General features: G+C 69.3%; 15 protein-coding genes and 1 tRNA gene. 6 read left to right on the plus strand and 10 right to left on the minus strand.

All coding sequences use genetic code 11. The annotated features are described in order from the left end of the window. Positions 1–270: 270 nt before the first annotated feature. Both ACFOWB_RS24380 and ACFOWB_RS24385 read left to right on the plus strand, forming a co-directional pair. Positions 271–1,044 (plus strand): glucose 1-dehydrogenase, encoded by a 774-nt coding sequence (locus tag ACFOWB_RS24380; protein WP_378149907.1) that lies wholly within the window; start codon positions 271–273, stop codon positions 1,042–1,044. After that, positions 1,037–2,941 (plus strand): glycoside hydrolase family 15 protein, encoded by a 1,905-nt coding sequence (locus ACFOWB_RS24385; RefSeq protein WP_378149910.1) that lies wholly within the window; start codon positions 1,037–1,039, stop codon positions 2,939–2,941. The genes ACFOWB_RS24380 and ACFOWB_RS24385 overlap by 8 nt, the downstream gene beginning before the upstream one ends. Before the next feature lie 157 nt (positions 2,942–3,098). On the opposite strand, the gene ACFOWB_RS24390 is transcribed toward ACFOWB_RS24385, so the two are convergent. Further along, positions 3,099–3,389 (minus strand): YggT family protein, encoded by a 291-nt coding sequence (locus ACFOWB_RS24390; protein WP_261405721.1) that lies wholly within the window; start codon positions 3,387–3,389, stop codon positions 3,099–3,101. A 245-nt stretch (positions 3,390–3,634) separates the two neighbouring features. Here ACFOWB_RS24390 and ACFOWB_RS24395 point away from each other — a divergent pair. Then, positions 3,635–3,710 (plus strand) — tRNA-Ala (locus ACFOWB_RS24395). A gap of 70 nt (positions 3,711–3,780) precedes the next feature. On the opposite strand, the gene ACFOWB_RS24400 is transcribed toward ACFOWB_RS24395, so the two are convergent. Next, positions 3,781–4,596 (minus strand): class I SAM-dependent methyltransferase, encoded by an 816-nt coding sequence (locus ACFOWB_RS24400; protein ID WP_261405292.1) that lies wholly within the window; start codon positions 4,594–4,596, stop codon positions 3,781–3,783. An 11-nt stretch (positions 4,597–4,607) separates the two neighbouring features. Then, positions 4,608–5,552, minus strand: a complete 945-nt coding sequence (locus ACFOWB_RS24405) for a metal-dependent hydrolase (RefSeq protein WP_261405291.1) — start codon at positions 5,550–5,552, stop codon at positions 4,608–4,610. A 317-nt stretch (positions 5,553–5,869) separates the two neighbouring features. Here ACFOWB_RS24405 and ACFOWB_RS24410 point away from each other — a divergent pair, with 317 nt between their 5' ends. Then, on the plus strand, positions 5,870–6,379 hold the full coding sequence (locus tag ACFOWB_RS24410; RefSeq protein WP_261405290.1) for a CYTH domain-containing protein: 510 nt from the start codon (positions 5,870–5,872) through the stop codon (positions 6,377–6,379). A 66-nt stretch (positions 6,380–6,445) separates the two neighbouring features. On the opposite strand, the gene ACFOWB_RS24415 is transcribed toward ACFOWB_RS24410, so the two are convergent. From ACFOWB_RS24415 to ACFOWB_RS24430, 4 genes are read right to left on the minus strand one after another with little or no spacing between them, the layout of a single operon-like run. Further along, positions 6,446–6,652 carry a TOBE domain-containing protein gene (locus ACFOWB_RS24415; protein WP_261405289.1) on the minus strand — a complete coding sequence of 69 codons (207 nt, stop codon included), beginning with the start codon at positions 6,650–6,652 and terminating at the stop codon, positions 6,446–6,448. Next, positions 6,649–7,440 carry an ABC transporter ATP-binding protein gene (locus ACFOWB_RS24420; RefSeq protein ID WP_378149913.1) on the minus strand — a complete coding sequence of 264 codons (792 nt, stop codon included), beginning with the start codon at positions 7,438–7,440 and terminating at the stop codon, positions 6,649–6,651. The genes ACFOWB_RS24415 and ACFOWB_RS24420 overlap by 4 nt, the downstream gene beginning before the upstream one ends. Continuing rightward, positions 7,437–8,480 carry a FecCD family ABC transporter permease gene (locus ACFOWB_RS24425; protein ID WP_261405288.1) on the minus strand — a complete coding sequence of 348 codons (1,044 nt, stop codon included), beginning with the start codon at positions 8,478–8,480 and terminating at the stop codon, positions 7,437–7,439. The genes ACFOWB_RS24420 and ACFOWB_RS24425 overlap by 4 nt, the downstream gene beginning before the upstream one ends. Next, complete coding sequence (locus ACFOWB_RS24430) at positions 8,477–9,499, minus strand: iron ABC transporter substrate-binding protein (RefSeq protein ID WP_261405287.1); 1,023 nt, start codon at positions 9,497–9,499, stop codon at positions 8,477–8,479. The genes ACFOWB_RS24425 and ACFOWB_RS24430 overlap by 4 nt, the downstream gene beginning before the upstream one ends. A 131-nt stretch (positions 9,500–9,630) precedes the next feature. On the opposite strand from ACFOWB_RS24430, the gene ACFOWB_RS24435 reads away from it, so the two are divergent. Then, on the plus strand, positions 9,631–12,012 hold the full coding sequence (locus ACFOWB_RS24435; RefSeq protein WP_315855186.1) for a heavy metal translocating P-type ATPase: 2,382 nt from the start codon (positions 9,631–9,633) through the stop codon (positions 12,010–12,012). 178 nt (positions 12,013–12,190) lie between these two features. On the opposite strand, the gene ACFOWB_RS24440 is transcribed toward ACFOWB_RS24435, so the two are convergent. The 3 genes from ACFOWB_RS24440 to ACFOWB_RS24450 all read right to left on the minus strand — a co-directional run bounded on the left by ACFOWB_RS24440 (position 12,191) and on the right by ACFOWB_RS24450 (position 14,461). Next, entirely contained in the window at positions 12,191–13,003 is an 813-nt protein-coding gene (locus ACFOWB_RS24440; protein ID WP_261405286.1) for a hypothetical protein, read from the minus strand. A 105-nt stretch (positions 13,004–13,108) separates the two neighbouring features. Continuing rightward, complete coding sequence (locus ACFOWB_RS24445; RefSeq protein WP_261405285.1) at positions 13,109–13,894, minus strand: 3-hydroxybutyrate dehydrogenase; 786 nt, start codon at positions 13,892–13,894, stop codon at positions 13,109–13,111. Between the two features lie 126 nt (positions 13,895–14,020). Then, positions 14,021–14,461 (minus strand): YciI family protein, encoded by a 441-nt coding sequence (locus ACFOWB_RS24450; protein ID WP_261405284.1) that lies wholly within the window; start codon positions 14,459–14,461, stop codon positions 14,021–14,023. A 141-nt stretch (positions 14,462–14,602) separates the two neighbouring features. On the opposite strand from ACFOWB_RS24450, the gene ACFOWB_RS24455 reads away from it, so the two are divergent. Then, positions 14,603–15,970, plus strand: coding sequence for a DUF4832 domain-containing protein (locus ACFOWB_RS24455; protein WP_261405283.1), 1,368 nt, complete (start codon positions 14,603–14,605; stop codon positions 15,968–15,970). The last annotated feature ends 45 nt before the right edge of the window (positions 15,971–16,015 follow it).

Here is a 16,015-nt window from a genome sequence, read left to right on the forward strand (position 1 = left end):
CTCCCTCGAAGAGGGGAGGGCGGCCCCGGCGGAGCCGGGGTCGGGTGGGGTCGCTGGGCGTAGAGCTTAAGCAGTCCCGGATGTATCGGCGGCCATCGCCTCTTTCTGGCGCCCACCCCACCCTTACCCTCCCCTGTCCCAGGGAGGGAGGCGTCTCACGTCGAGAACCCATCACGAGCGGTTCAGGGAACGGGGCTCGCCCGACGGCCGTTGACCCCTCGCGGGACAACGACCTCCTCGAGGCTCATGCGGATTTCACTGGAAGGACAGGTGGCGCTCGTCACTGGCGCGAGCTCCGGGATCGGGCGCGCGACCGCCCAAGCCATGGGCGCGGCCGGCGCGAAGGTCGCGGTCAATTACCGCTCGCAAGAAGACGAAGCCAAGAACGTCGTCGCCGCGATCGAGAAGGCCGGCGGCGAGGCGATCGCCATCGGGGCCGACGTCTCCGACGAGGCTGACGTCGAGGCGATGTTCAAGGCGACGGCGAAACGCTTCGGCGCGGTCGACGTGGTGGTGGCGAACGCCGGCATGCAGAAGGACGCGGCCTCCGCCGAGATGAGCCTCGACGACTGGCGCAAGGTCATCGACGTCAATCTCACCGGCCAGTTCCTCTGCGCCCGCGCAGCGCTGCGCCGCTTTCGCGCGCAGGGCGACCGCGGGGTCTCGAAGGCGCGCGGAAAGCTGATCTGCATGTCGTCGGTGCACGACCTGATTCCCTGGGCAGGCCACGTCAATTACGCCGCCTCGAAGGGCGGGATCTCGATGATGATGAAGACGCTGGCGCAGGAATTCGCGCAGGAGCGCGTGCGCGTGAACGCGATCTCTCCCGGCGCGATCCGCACCGCGATCAATGAGGAGGAGACCGAAGGCGAGGCGGGGAAGGAGCTGCTGAAGCTCATCCCCTACGGCCGCATCGGCGCGGCCGAGGACGTGGCCAACGCCGCCGTGTGGCTGGCGTCGGACCTCGCCGACTACATGGTCGGCGCGACGCTTTATGTCGACGGCGGGATGACGCTCTATCCGGAGTTCCGCGGCAATGGCTGAGCGCAAGGGCAAGGCGGCCAAGCCGAACAAGGCGAAGCCGCAGGCCGCCTCGAAGGCGCAGGCCAAGCAAGGCGTGGCCGCGCCGGCGAAGAAGCCTGCGCCGGCGAGAAAGCCTGCGGTCGCCATCGAGGACCATGCGCTCATCGGCGACATGGCGACGGCCGCGCTCGTGTCGCGGCGCGGCTCCATCGACTTCATGTGCTGGCCGCGCTTCGACAGCCCGACGGTGTTCGCCGCGCTTCTCGACGAGGACAAAGGCGGCGAATTCTCGATCCAGCCGGAGCTCGCGGACGCCCGCACCCTGCAGATCTACCTGCCCGACACCAATGTCGCGCTGACCCGCTGGCTCTCGGAGGAGGGCAGCGCCGAGGTCACCGACTTCATGCGCCCCGCCCGCGGCCGCGACGGCGGCGAACCGCAGGTCTTTCGCCGCGTGGAGGCGACCCGTGGGAACGTCCGCTTCCGCGTCTGCTGCGCGCCGCGCATGGATTACGCCCGCGTCGAAGCGCGGCCCGAAAAGGTGCGGGACGGCGTGGCGTTTCTCGCCGGCAACGCGGTGCTGCGGCTGACCTCGACGGTCCTTCTCGAGGTCGACGGCCCGGACGCGGTCGCCGATTTTTCGCTCGGGAAGGGCGAGGTCGCCTGGTTCGCGCTCGACGGCGGCGGCGAGGCCGCGCCGCTCGGCGACGACGCCGAGGAGGCGCTCGCCGACGCCGTCGGGTTCTGGCGCTCCTGGGCCGCGCAATCGACCTATAAGGGCCGCTGGCGCGAGACGGTGCTGCGCTCGGCGCTCGCGCTGAAGCTGATGTGCTCGCGCGACCATGGCTCGATCATCGCCGCGCCGACCTTCGGTCTGCCGGAGGCTCCCGGCGGCGTGCGCAACTGGGACTATCGCGCCACCTGGATCCGCGACGCCTCCTTCACGGTCTACGCCTTCATGAGGCTCGGCTTTCGCGAGGAGGCGCTGAACTTCATGGCCTGGGCCCATTCGCGGCTGAAGGAGAGCGAGGAAGGCCTCCTCATCATGTATGCGCTCGACGGCTCGACCGATCTCGAGGAGATCGAGCTCGACCACCTCTCAGGCTATGGCGGCGCGCGGCCGGTGCGCGTCGGCAACGCCGCCGTCGACCAGATCCAGCTCGACATCTTCGGCGAGCTGCTCGACGCCGTTTACCTCAACGACAAGTACGGCCGCGCGCTGAGCCATGACGGCTGGAACAGCGTGATCGCGATCGTCGACCACGTCTGCGAGCACTGGAAGGATCCCGACGCCGGCATCTGGGAGATTCGCGCCGAACCGCGCGAGTTCCTGCATTCGCGGCTGATGTGCTGGGTGGCGATCGACCGCGCCATACGCCTCGCGCGCCAGCGCTCGTTCCCCTCGCCCGGCGTGCGCTGGTTCGAGACCCGCGACGAGATCCACCGCGACATCTGGAAGACGTTCTGGGACGACGAGCTCGGCCATTTCGTCGAGAGCAAGGGATCCAAGGAGGTCGACGGCGCGATGCTGCTGATGCCGCTCGTGCGCTTCTGTTCGGCCACCGACCCGCAATGGCTCGCGACGCTCGACGCCATCGGCAAGAAGCTCACCGACGACAGCCTCGTGTTCCGCTACCGGCAGGATGACGGGCTACCCGGCCAGGAAGGCGCCTTCACAGCCTGCAGCTTCTGGTTCGTGGAGTGCCTCGCGCGCGCCAACCGCGTCGACGAGGCCCGAGAGAGCTTCGAGAAGATCCTCGGCTACGGCAACCATCTCGGCCTGTTCGCCGAGGAAATCGGCATGGACGGCAGCCACCTCGGCAACTTCCCGCAGGCGCTGACCCATCTCGCGCTGATCTCGGCCGCGCATTACCTCGACCGCGAGCTTTCGGGCGAACGGGGGGCATGGCGGCCGTGAGCCGGCGCAGCCTCGGCCGTCATCCCGGCCGAGGAGCCGGGATCCAGGAACACGACCTTTCAAAAAATCTCTGCGCGGCCGGCGCGTCCGGATCCCGGGTCAAGCCCGGGATGACGGGCGTCGGCTCCAGCGCTCTGACGTGCGCCGCTCGTTCCGCTCAGAACACGTTCGGATAGAGGTAGAGCACGATCACGCGCTGGATCAGGAAGATCAGCAGCAGCACCACGATCGGCGACAGGTCGATGCCGCCCATATTGGGCAGCACGTTGCGGATCGGGCGCAGCACCGGCTCGGTGATCCGGTAGAGGAAGTCCCAGATCGTGGCCACCACCTGGTTGCGGGTGTTCACGACGTTGAAGGCGATGAGCCAGGACAGGATCGCCGAGACGATCAGGATCCAGACATAGAGGTTGAGCGCGAGCAGGATGACGTCGAGGATCGCTTTCATTCCTGGCGCAGTCCTTCATGTCCGGCTAGGGCGCGGCCGGGAGGCGGCCGCGGGGTCTCCCGTGATTTAGCGACCGCGGCGCAGCGCGGCAAGGCGGCCCGCGGTCACGAGGTCGGCGCGGACGGCGTCGCGGAGAGGCCTTCGCGCCACGCTTTGCGCATGGCCGCCGCGACGTCGCAGCGAAGCGTCTGTCGCGCCTTGACAGGGGTGGGGCCCGCCACCTAAATGGCGCGCCTTCGGGACGCGGGGCCGTAGCTCAGTTGGGAGAGCGCTGCAATCGCACTGCAGAGGTCAGGGGTTCGAATCCCCTCGGCTCCACCAGCCTCCCGAACCTCCGTCTGAAATCGCCAAGTCTGCAAGCGACGCGCGCCAGCCGCGACGGGCGTCTGCTTCAGCCTGCCTTGCGGAAGCGGCGGGCGAGATAGACCACGCCGCCCTTCTTCAGCTCCTTGTAAAGAATCGAGCCCTGCGCGCCCGAGAACTCGGTCATGAAGCGGCGCGCCACCGGCAGCTTGATCATGTTGGCGCGCTTGCGCGCCTCCGCCGCGTCGAGCGCCCGGACGACGCCGGCCGAGATGTTCTTCGCAAACACCTGTTCGAGCCCGGACGCGGCGAGCTTCTGGTCGAGATCGGCCGCCATCGATTTCGCGCGCATGTCCGCGAAGGTGAACCAGCCGCCGGGCGCGAGCACCCGCGCGGCCTCGCGCGCGAAGGCCGGCACGTCGGCGTAGCAGTGCGATGATTCGATGTTGACCACGATGTCGAAGGAGCCGTCCGGAAAGGGCAGGCGCTCGGCGTCGCCCTGCCGGAAGGTCAGGCCCGGCGTGTCGGCGTTGAGACGTTCCGCGCGGGCGACCGTGGCCGGCGAATAATCGAGCCCGACGACCGAGGCCGGCGCGAAGTAGCGCGCGACGTAGCGCGCCCCGCCGCCGCGGCCGGAGCCGATCTCGAGCACGCGCGCGCCCGCGATCGGGAGCCCGTCGACGGCCTGATGGTAGAGCCCGATGAAGACGCGCTCGGGCTCGTCCTCGGGATTGAGCGCAAACGGCGTCTCGGGCGCGTAGCCGTAGTTCATGAAGCGCCAGTCGCCGTCGCGCCAGAAGCGCGACAGCGTGTCGTAGAGCCCGCGCCAGGCCCATTTGCGGGTCCGCGGAAAGGCGTCGCGCTCGATCAGGCGCAGGACATGGGTGAAGACGCGGCTCGCCAATGTCGCGTCGCTCAGCCCGCCGCCGCGACGGCGCCGGACGGCGGCTCCGCTCGGCTGCGCGCGACAGGCCGGAACTCGCGGTCGAGCCACTCCCGTCCCCTGGCGATGAGCTTGGAGTCGTCGCCGTTTCGCGGGTCGAACCACGGCGTGTAGTAGCGCAGAAGCGGCGCCGCCGTGTGGCGCAGGAGGCCGGGCTTGCCGAAGTTCGCCCAGAAGAACTTCGCCCAGAAGCGGAAGCCGGGCTTGACCCCGTCGGCGCGCACGTAAATCCGCACGTTGCGCAGGAAGATGAGCAGGAAGGGCGCGAGCACGGCGTTCATGGCCCAGACCCGGAGCCAGTAGCGCTTGAAGCTCGAAATGTCCTTCGTCGCGGCGTTCAGGACGTCGAGCGCCACGGCCTTGTGCTCCAGCTCCTCGAGCGCGTGCCACATCCAGAGACGCCGATAGGCCGGGTGCGCGCCGTCCATGAGGTGGGGCCGGCGCAGCAGCGCGGACGAGAACGACGCCGTCAGATGCTCGATCGCGCAGGTCGCCGCCAGCCGATAGAGCGGGTTCTTGAGCAGGCCGAGCGCCTGGCCGATGGGGCGCTCCATCTCGGCCACGTCGTAGCCGAGCGAGGCGATGGCGCGGTTATAGTCTTCGTGCTCGCGCGTGTGGAACGCCTCCTGCACCGCGTAGCCGTTGATCTCCTTCGAGAGCGCCTTGTCCTTCAACTTGCCGGAATAGTGCTTCAGCGAGCGGATGAAGAACCGTTCGCCCTCCGGCAGGAAGATCGACATCGCGTCGATCATCGACGTCTTGGCGATGTCGCCCGCGAACCAGTTGCGCGTGGCGTTTCCGGGGATGTCGAAGCGGAAATCGCGTGGAATGATGTCGCGTTCGTCGTCGCCGATTTCTGCGCGCTTCGACTTCGTCGACTCTCCCATATGCCCTGCCATTCCGATCAACTCGCTCACTCGTTCCACGCCGCCGACAGGCGGCGGGTCGTTAACTCAAACGTTATCGCAAATCCGTGGATGCGGAAACGCGGGGGCGGGTTCGGCGACGCGGCGTGATCGCCGCTCTAATGTCCCGGAGAACTGATGGGCGCGGCCCTTGACCCGTTCGGCCCGGCGGCGAGATAGCTCGGCCCGCCAGGCGCAGACTTGCCCGGCGAAGATTTGGAAGAGGCGCGGGCGTCGCAGTCCGCGTATCGGTTCGGAAGGAGCATCGATGACGAAGACGCGCTTCAAACGGCGCCGCCTGGGCGGGCGCGGGGCGTGCGACGTGACGCATGCGGTTTGAGATCGAACGGAAGTTTCTGGTCGCCAATGACGGCTGGCGCGCGGCCGCGACCGGCGTGCGCCGCCTCACCGACGGGCTGATCGGTCAGGCCGCGCGCGGCAAGGCGCGCGTGCGCCTTGAGCAGGACCGGGCGTGGCTGACGGTGAAGGGCGTGCGCAGCGGCGGCATCGCGCGTCCGGAGTTCGAATACGAGATCCCGCGGGTCGACGCCGAGGCCATGCTGCGCAACGTCTGCACCGGCTGCCTCATCGAGAAGGCGCGCCACAGCGTGCCCTACGCCGGGCTGACCTGGGAGGTCGACGTCTTCGGCGGCGCGCTCGCCGGCATCGTGCTGGCCGAGGTCGAGCTCAAGGACGAGGCCCAGAGTTTCGCCGCGCCGGACTGGCTCGGCGAGGAGGTGACGGGCGATCCGCGCTTCCGCCTGTCCCGTCTCCTCAACCTCTGCAACGGGTTCGAGGGGCAGGTGACGATGGACGACGTGCTCGCCGCGGCGGTGTGAACGCGTCCTTGACGCGAGGCGGCGGTCGACCCGCCGCCTCGCGTCAAGGACGCTTGGCCCGACGGATCAGTCGATCCCGATCATCACGTCGGAGGCCTTCACCACGGCGTAGGCCTGCTGGCCGACCTCGAGCTTCAGCTCGTCGACCGCCGCGTTGGTGATGGCGGAGGTGACGATCGTGCCGTTCACGTCGAGCTTCACATGCGCCGTCGTCGCGCCCTTCTGGATTTCGACGACCTTGCCCTTGAGCACGTTGCGGGCGCTGATCTTCATGGGGCTGTTCCTTCGTTTCGCATCGACGGCGCGACGATGCGCCGTCCGAGTTCGGGGACGTAGACCACCGAAACCGCGACGCCGTAAAGACGCATCAGATTCGTCGGCGTGATGACGTCTTCGGGCGCGCCCAGCGCCACGATTCCTCCATCGGCCATAAGCGCGACGCGGTCGGCGGCGAAGAAGGCGTGGTCGGGATCGTGGGTCGAAAGCACCACGGACAGGCCCCGCCCCTTGAGCGCGCGAACCTGCTGCAGCACCTTCGTCTCGTTGCCGAGGTCGAGGCTCGCGGTCGGCTCGTCCATGACGAGGATCTGCGGCTCCTGCGCCAGCGCGCGGGCGATCAGGACGAGCTGTCGCTCGCCGCCCGAAAGCTCGGTGTAGCTGCGCTTCGCGAGGCGCCCGATCCCGAGGCTGTCAAGCGCCGCGATGGCCGCCGCCCGGTCCGCCTCGCCGGGCTGGTCGAACAGGCCGACGCGCGCCGCCCGGCCCATCAGCACGACGTCCCGGGCAAGAAACGGAAAGAAGGCGGCGTGCGCCTGCGGCACATAGGCGACTGTGCGCGCGAGCTTTTTGCGCGGCCAGCCCGCCATGTCCTCGCCGGCGAACGTCACGCGGCCGGCCCTTGCCGGGAGAAGGCCGAGCAGCGTCTTGAACAGGGTGGTCTTGCCGCAGCCGTTGGGACCCAGCAGGCAGAGCGCCTCGCCGGCCTTGAGCTCGAGATCGATGTTCTCGCCGACGAGCGCGCCGCCATAGCCGGTCGAGAGCTTTTCGGCCGCGAGGCTCATGACCAGCCACGCCTGGCGGTCGCGAGCAGCCACAGGAAGAACGGCGCGCCGAGCGCCGCCGTCAGCACGCCGAGCGGAACCTCGATGGTGGCGACCGAGCGGGCCACGAGATCGACCGCGACCAGAAAGCCGCCGCCCAGCATCAGCGAGGCGGGCAGCAGTTTTGAGAAGTCCGGCCCGACCAGCATCCGCGCGACATGCGGCACGATGAGGCCGACCCAGCCGATGACGCCCGTGATCGAGACCGCGGCGGCGGTCATCAGGGTCGCGGCCGCGATCAGGAGCGGGCGAAGCACTCTCGTCTCCACGCCGAGCGCTTGCGCCTCCTCCTCCCCAAGCGTCATCAGGTTCATGCGCCAGCGCAGCAGCGCGAGCGGCGCGAGGCCGATCAGGATCGCGGGGAGGACTGAACCGAGGTCGCCGCGTGTGACAGAGGCGAGGCTCCCAAGCAGCCAATAGGTGATGGCCGGGAGCTGGTTGTACGGGTCGGCGAGAATCTTGATGAGCGAGAGCGCCGATCCGAGCAGCGCCCCGACCGCGACGCCCGCCAGCACCAGCACGAGGACGGGATCGCGCGTGCGGATCGCCGAGCCCACCGCATAGACCGCCGCCACCGCGCCGAGCCCGCCGAGGAAGGCGAGCGTCTGGATCACCAGCACGTTGAGCGACAGAAAGATGCCGAGCGCGGCCCCGAGGCTCGCGCCGGCCGAGACGCCCAGAATGTCGGGGGAGACCAGCGGATTGCGGAACAGTCCCTGATAGGTCGCGCCGGCGGCCGCGAGCGCCGCGCCGACGGCGAGCCCCGCCAGCACCCGCGGCAGGCGCACCTGCCAGATCGCGGTCTCGGTCGCGATCGGAAGGCCGGAGGCGAGCCCGAAGGGTTTTGTGGCGAGCACGGTGAGGACGTCGCCCGGCGAAGCGGCGTATTTGCCGGTGAAGAGCGCGAGGATCACCACCGCGACCAGGAGGGCGGCGGGCGCGAAGCGGATGAGGCCGAGAGTTCGCGCCGCTGCGGCCGCCGTGGCCCGCGCCTCGCTCACTTGGCCCCGCTCGCCCCGGCCAGCAGCGCGTCGAGGCGAGCGTCATCGAGCTCGACGCCATAGAACAGCTTGTAGAAGCGCTTGGTCTCGGCCCTGAGGTCGCCCGGGATCTTGTCGCCATAGAGCGACTTCGCGAGCCAGCGCACGCCGATCAGCCGATTGATCGCCGGCGGCGCGTCGAGCCAGCCGAAGGGCAGCGACGGCGCGGCGTAGATCCGCCCGTCCTGCACCGCCTTCACGCCCGACCACACCGGATCGCTTTTTGCGCGCGCGGCGAAATTGGCGTCGATCGTCACGATCACGTCCGGGTTCCAGCCGAGCACCTGTTCGGGCGACGCCCGCGACAGGCCCTGACCGCCCTCCACGACATTGTTGGCCCCGACCGCGTCCAGCGTCTCGACCGTGATCGAGCCTTTGGGCGCGGTCTCGAGCCCATCGGGGCCGCGCGCGTAGAACACGCGCGGGCGATCCGAGGGGACGATCTGCGCGACGGCGAGCGACAGGGACTCGAGCGTCTCGGAGGCGTAGGCCGAGAGCTCGATGGCGCGGGTCTCGCGGTCCAGCACCGTGCCGAGCGTCCGCAGCGCGGTCGCCGACTGGTCGAACGCGCCGTCGATCAGGATGTAGGGGATGCCGGTCTGCTTCTGCACCCGATCGGCGAGCGAGGCGTAGGTCTGGTCGACCGAGCCGACGTCGATGATGAGGTCGGGCTTGGCGGCCAGCACCGCTTCGATGTTGGCCGTGCCGCCGCGCCCGGCGATGCGGCCATAGGCCTTCAGCTCGCGCACCGCAGGCAGGAGATAGGGCTTCTCGGCTTCGCTCGGCGCGCGCACCCAGCCCGCCATCAGGTCCGGCGCGACCGCATAGAGCGCGACGGCGGCCGGGGGGCCGGCAGGGAACACACGCTTCGGCTTCTCGGGGATCTCGACCCGTCTGCCGGCGGAGTCGACGAACTCCTTGGCGGCGGCGGGAAGCGGCGCGAGCAGCAGCAGCGCGAGGAGGAGGAGGCGGGCGATCATGGTTCTGGCATTCTGGCGCGTCGGCGGCGAAAAGCCATTGAGAAACGCGTCATGAAGCTCGCTTGATCAGATACCCATGAGGGGTATATAGAAAGCGGTGCAATACCCCTTGCAGGTATCCCGGAGGTCCGATGTTCTATCACGCGCATCACGGCCATGGCGGCCACGCCCATTCCCATGGCGGCGGATGCTGCGGCGGCGGCCACGGGGCCGCGCCCGAAAAGGCCGTCGACCCGGTCTGCGGCATGAGCGTCACGATCGAGGGCGCGCGCCACAGCTTCGAGCACAAGGGCGAGACGCGGTATTTCTGCTGCAACGGCTGCAAGACGAAGTTCGAGGCCGACCCCGACAAGTACCTTGCGCCCAAAGAGGCGCGGAAGCAGCCCGAGGCCCCCGCCGGGACGATCTATGTCTGCCCGATGGACCCGGAAGTCCGGCAGGTCGGACCGGGCGCCTGCCCGAAATGCGGCATGGCGCTCGAACCCGAGGTCTTCTCGGCCGAGGCCGGGCCCAACCACGAACTCGCCGACATGACGCGGCGGTTCTGGATCGGCCTCGCGCTGGCCGCGCCGGTGTTCCTGCTGGAGATGGGCGGGCATCTGATCCCCGCGCTCCATCATCTCATCCCGCCCGCGTGGTCGACATGGATCCAGTTCGCGCTCGCCACGCCGGTGGCGCTCTGGGCCGGCTGGCCGTTCTTCCAGCGCGGCTGGGCGTCGATCGTGACCAGAAACCTCAACATGTTCACGCTGATCGCGATCGGCGTCGGCGTCGCCTACGCCTACAGCGTCGTGGCGGTTCTGGCTCCCGGCCTCTTCCCCGAGACCTTCCGGGGCCCCGACGGGACCGTCGCGGTCTACTTTGAAGCAGCGTCCGTCATCACCGTGCTGGTGCTGCTCGGTCAGGTGCTGGAGCTGCGCGCCCGCGACCAGACGGCCGGGGCCATCCGCGCGTTGATGGGGCTGGCGCCCAAGACCGCGCGACGCCTCAAGGCCGACGGCTCGGACGAGGAGGTCTCGATCGACGACCTCAAGGTCGGCGACCTGTTCCGCGTGCGACCCGGAGAGAAGGTGGCGGTGGACGGCCTGGTGACCGAGGGGCGTTCGCTGATCGACGAGTCGCTCGTCACCGGCGAGCCCGCGCCGGTCGCCAAGGATGCAGGCGATCCGGTGACGGGCGGCACGGTCAACCAGTCGGGCGCTCTGGTGGTGAAGGCCCAGAGGGTCGGCGCCGAGACGACGCTGTCGCGCATCGTCCAGATGGTCGCGACCGCCCAGCGCACCCGCGCGCCGATCCAGCGCCTCGCCGACGCCGTCGCGGGATGGTTCGTGCCCGCGGTCGTCGCGGTCGCGGCCCTGGCTTTCTTGGCCTGGGGGCTCTTCGGACCCGAACCTAGGTTCGCCCATGGGCTGGTGGCGGCGGTGGCGGTGCTGATCATCGCGTGCCCCTGCGCGCTCGGACTCGCGACCCCGATGTCCATCATGGTCGGGGTTGGCAAGGGGGCGGGGCTCGGCGTGCTGGCGCGCGACGCGCAGGCGCTCGAAAGACTTGAAAAGGTTGACGTTCTCGTGGTCGACAAGACCGGGACGCTGACGCAAGGAAAGCCCTCCGTGACCGCGATCGTCCCGGCCGAGGGGGTCGGCGAGGCGGAGCTGCTACGGCTTGCGGCCGCGGTGGAGCGGCCCTCCGAGCATCCCCTCGGCGCGGCGGTCGTCGCGGCGGCAGAGGGGCGCGGACTTGCGATCCCGGGCGTCGAGAATTTCGAAGCGCCGAGCGGAAAAGGCGTATCGGGCCGCGTCGAGGGGCGGTCGGTCGCGCTCGGAAACGCCAAATTTCTCAAGACGTTGGGCGTCGACGTCGCGGGGCTCGACGCGCGCGCCGGGGAGCTGCGCGCAGGCGGCGCGACCGTGGCGTTCGTCGCGGTGGAGAGTGTGGCGGCGGGCCTCCTCGCAATATCCGACCCGCTGAAGCCCACGACGGCGGACGCGATCCGCGCGCTGAAGGCCCAGGGCTTGCGCATCGTCATGCTGACCGGCGACGCGCGCGCGACCGCGGAGGCGGTGGCCGCACGGCTCGGGATCGACGAGGTGGAGGCCGAGGCGCTGCCTGAGGACAAGCACGCGGCCGTCGTGCGGTTGAAGCGCGAGGGCCGGGTCGTCGCGGTCGCGGGCGATGGGGTCAACGACGCGCCGGCGCTCGCCGCCGCCGATGTCGGGATCGCGATGGGGACCGGCGCCGACGTCGCGATCGAGAGCGCCGGGATCACGCTTCCGGGCGGCGACCTCGCCGGGATCGTGAAGGCGCGCAAGCTTTCGAAGGCCGTCATGGCGAACATCCGCCAGAACCTCGCCTTCGCGTTTCTCTACAACGCCGCCGGCGTGCCGATCGCGGCCGGCGTCCTCTATCCGGCGTTCGGCCTGACGCTGTCGCCGGTGATCGCGGCCGCCGCGATGGCGCTGTCGTCGGTGAGCGTCATCGGTAATGCGCTGAGGTTGAGGGCGACGGCTATTTAGCGCCGCCGCCCTCGTCCCGGACTTGATCCGGGACCCAGAACCGATGAGTTTTCAAACAATGACGACGCGCGCCGGATTCTCTCCGGAACGCGCGTCGGTTTGGGTCCCGGATCAAGTCCGGGACGAGGGCGGTGGTTCGAGCGCCCCGTCATGCCCGGCTCCGCCGGGCAGCACGGCCTCACTTCGGCTTGTCGGCCTGATGCTCCTGGAACTCCTTGAGGAATTCCGGCTCCAGCGGCTTGCCGTCGGCCTTGGTGGTGATCGCCAGAAACTGGTCGGGCGCGACGCCGCCGTCGGTCGGATCCTTGATCACCGGGCAGATCGCGTAGCGCAGCGGGTCCTCGAGCGGGCGCATGGTCTTGGTGACGTAGCCCTTCTTGTAGAGGTCCTCGACGTCGCCGACCGAGGCGATGATCGGGGTGCCGTCGAGGTCGGTCCCGTTCTTCTTCGCGAGGTCGGACAGCGCCTTCTTGCCGGACGCCGTCGTCAGCGCCTTCGGCGTGTAGCTCACCCAGACATGGAGCCAGAGGCCGAGCTTGTTCTTGCTGAAATAGCCGTTGCGCATGTCGAGCAGCACCGACTGGCGGAGCGCGCCAAGACCGAGCGGATCCGTGCCCTGGCGGGGAAAGACGTATTCGGGGCTGGCGTCGGCGATCTGGCGGGCCTTCTGGCCGGCGGCGTTCTTGGTGAAGGCCCCGTCGCTGAGGCCGCCCAGCACGGTGAAGAACTCGACGTTGCCGCTGTGGTCGTAGGCCGGCAGCGTCAGCAAGGCGCGCACCGGGCGCTGGTAGGAGAAGTTCGGCCTGGTCTCGGCCGCGAGCGGGCCGACCTGCCGGCGGCCGTCGATCAGCGCGGGGTCGACGCCGTTCTGCGAATAATAGGCGTCGGTGAAGTCGTAGAGCCGGTCCTCGACGTCGGCCTTCGCCGCGGTCGAGAGCGCGGCGCCGAACGCCGCGAGGATGAGAAGCTTGGAGGCGGCGCGGGCGCGCATGGCGGTGTCCTTCCGAAGGCGAAGCCTCGCGGAAGGTAAATGAGGGCGCCCGAGCGGAAGCTGACGCGGCGCGTCAGCTTCCTGTCAGCTTGGCGTGAGCGCGGCTCACTGCGCCGTCCAGCCGCCGTCCATGGAGAAGTTCGCGCCGGTGACCTGGCTTGCGGCGTCCGAGCAGAGGAAGGCGGCGAGCGCGGCGACCTGCTCGACGGTCACGAACTCCTTGGTGGGCTGCGCGGCGAGCAGCACGTCGTTCATGACCTGCTCCTTCGTGAGGCCGCGGGCCTTCATCGTGTCGGGGATCTGCGCCTCGACGAGCGGCGTCCAGACATAGCCGGGCGAGATGCAGTTGACCGTGATCTTGTCCTTGGCGAGCTCCAGCGCCGCCGCCTTGCTGAGGCCGACGATCCCGTGCTTGGCCGCCACATAGGCCGACTTGAACGGCGAGGCGACGATCGAATGCGCCGAGGCCGTCTGGATGATGCGGCCCCAGCCGGCCTTCTTCATGTGGGGGATAGCGGCCTTCATCGCGTGGAACGCCGACGACAGGTTGATGGCGATGATCAGGTCCCACTTCTCGCGCGGGAACTCCTCCACCGGCGAGACGAACTGGACGCCGGCGTTGTTCACCAGAACGTCGACCGAGCCGAAGGTCTCGGCCGCGAGCGCGACCATTGCGTCGATCTCGTCGGGCCTGGTCATGTCGGCCGGCGAATGGATCGCCCTGACGCCGAACTCGCGCTCGATCGCCTCACGCGCCGCCTCGATGTCCTGCGACTTGCCGAACCCGTTCAGCACGACGTTCGCGCCGTCGCGCGCAAGGCCGCGCGCGACCGCGAGGCCGATGCCGCTGGTCGATCCGGTGACGACGGCGGTCTTGCCCTTGAGGCTCATCGGGACGGCTCCGTGCAGCGAGGGATGGCGGGCGCGCGACTGGGCGCCCGCCGCCCAACCTAGCGTCCGCGCTGCGATGCGGTAGAGGGCGCGTGGCCGCGCCCATGGGGCTTCGCCGCCGAGGCGTCAGCGCTTCGGGTCGAGCGTCTTGAACGCGGCCTCCATCTCGTTCCATGTCTCGAGCTTGGCGTCGGGCGACGTCTGAAAGTCCTCGAACTCGTAGACTCGCCGGATCTCGAGCTCGACCGGCCCGTCCTCCTTGGGCCAGCGCCGCGCCCAGTCGAGCGCCTCCTCGCGCGAGGCGACCTCGATCATGGTGAAGCCGGCCACCAGCTCCTTGGTTTCGGCGAAGGGGCCGTCGGTCACGATGGGCTTGGCGCCGTCGCGCGAGATCGCGACCCGGAAGCCCGTGGCGCTCGGCCAGAGGCCGTCGCCGCCGCGGAAGACGTCGGCCTTGATCATTTCGAGATTGTAGGCCGCCATCGCCTCCATCAGCTCGGCCGAGGGGGCGGCGTCGGTCTCGGATTCGCTCTCCGGCGTCGCCTTGCGGATGATCATGAAGCGCATCGGTGTGGGTCTCCGTCGGGCGCGCGCCGCGCCCCGCGTCTGAAAGACGGCCGCCGTCAGTCGTAGCCGACATGTGAATGGCGTTTTTTCGCGAAGCATGGGAGGCCGCTTCACGAAGGCGAGAGCCGGAGGAGACTGGCGATGGGACGTGCTTCGATCTGGCTTGCGGCTCTGGCCGGGGCCGCGTGCCTCGCGCAGCCTGTGTCCGCCGAGACCGTGCGCCGGACCTATCCGGCCTCCGACCTCGAGATCCGCAATCCCGAGCGCGGCTTCTGGGCGTTCGCGGCGGACGACTTCGCGAAGGTCACCAAGGGCGATCTCGGCTATCTCCGATCGAAGGGCCTGACGCTCGCCTACGGCGTCGTGCGGCTCGACAAGTTCCGCAAGACGCCGCTGTCGGACGAGCTCCTCGCCTCGCTCGATCGCGCCTTCGAACGCACGCGCGAGGCCAAGCTCAAGATCATCCTGCGCTTCGTCTACAACTACCCGCAGGACGAACACGAGTACCAGAACGCCAAGGACGCGCCGCTCGACGTGGTGCTCGGCCATATCGAGCAGCTGAAGCCTGCGCTCGCCAGGAACGCGGACGTCGTCGCAGTGATGCAGGCCGGGTTCATCGGCGCCTGGGGCGAGGGGCACACCTCGTCCAACAAGCTCACCTCGCCGAAGAACAAGGCGGCGATCCGCGACGCGCTGCTCGCCGCGCTTCCCGAGGGGCGGATGCTGCAGTGGCGCTATCCGGCCGACGTGATCGACTGGTCGCCGGAGCCGCCGCGGCCCGGCAAGCTCGCGACGCTCGGCGTCCACAACGACTGCTTCATGTCGTCCAACACCGACGTCGGCACCTACGCGTCGAACAGGAAGCAGCGCGAGGCCCAGCGCGACTACGTGGCCAAGCTCAGCCGCGCGACGTTCTTCAGCGGCGAGACCTGCAATGTCGGCTCGAAGTCCGAGCGGCTGACCTGCGACGACATCCGGGCCGAAGGCGCGCGCTTCCATGTGAGCGCGCTCAACGGCGAATACAGCCCGAAATTCATCAAGGCCTGGAAGGAGGGCGGCTGCTACGACGAGGTCAGCCGCTCGCTCGGCTACCGCCTCATGCTGAAGGAGGCCGAGGCGGGCGACCGGGCGAGGCCCGGCGAGCTCGTCGAGGCGCGGCTGCGCGTCGCGAACGACGGCTGGGCGCGGATCTCCAACCCGCGCCCCTTCAAGCTGGTGGCGACCCATCGCGACAGCGGTCGGAGCTTCGAGGCCGAGACGTCGGGCGACATCCGCTCTGTCGAGCCCGAAAAGGCCTCGCCCAAGGGCTTCCGCTTCGCCTTGACCGTGCCGGCCGACGCGCCGGCCGGCGTCTACGACCTGTCCGCGGCGCTGCCGGACGCCGCGGCCTCGCTTGCGGGCGACCCGGCCTATGCGGCGCGCTTCGCCAACGGGTCGGGGGCCGACTTCGGGTGGGACGCGGAGACGGGCGCCTACCGGCTCGGCCTGACGGTCACGGTCGGGCCGTAGAGCGAAAACCGATCGCCGACGTCATGCCCGGCGGCAGCCGGGCAT

The organism is Chenggangzhangella methanolivorans, assembly GCF_042648545.1.
In the GTDB taxonomy this organism is placed as follows: Bacteria; Pseudomonadota; Alphaproteobacteria; order Rhizobiales; family Methylopilaceae; genus Methylopila; species Methylopila methanolivorans.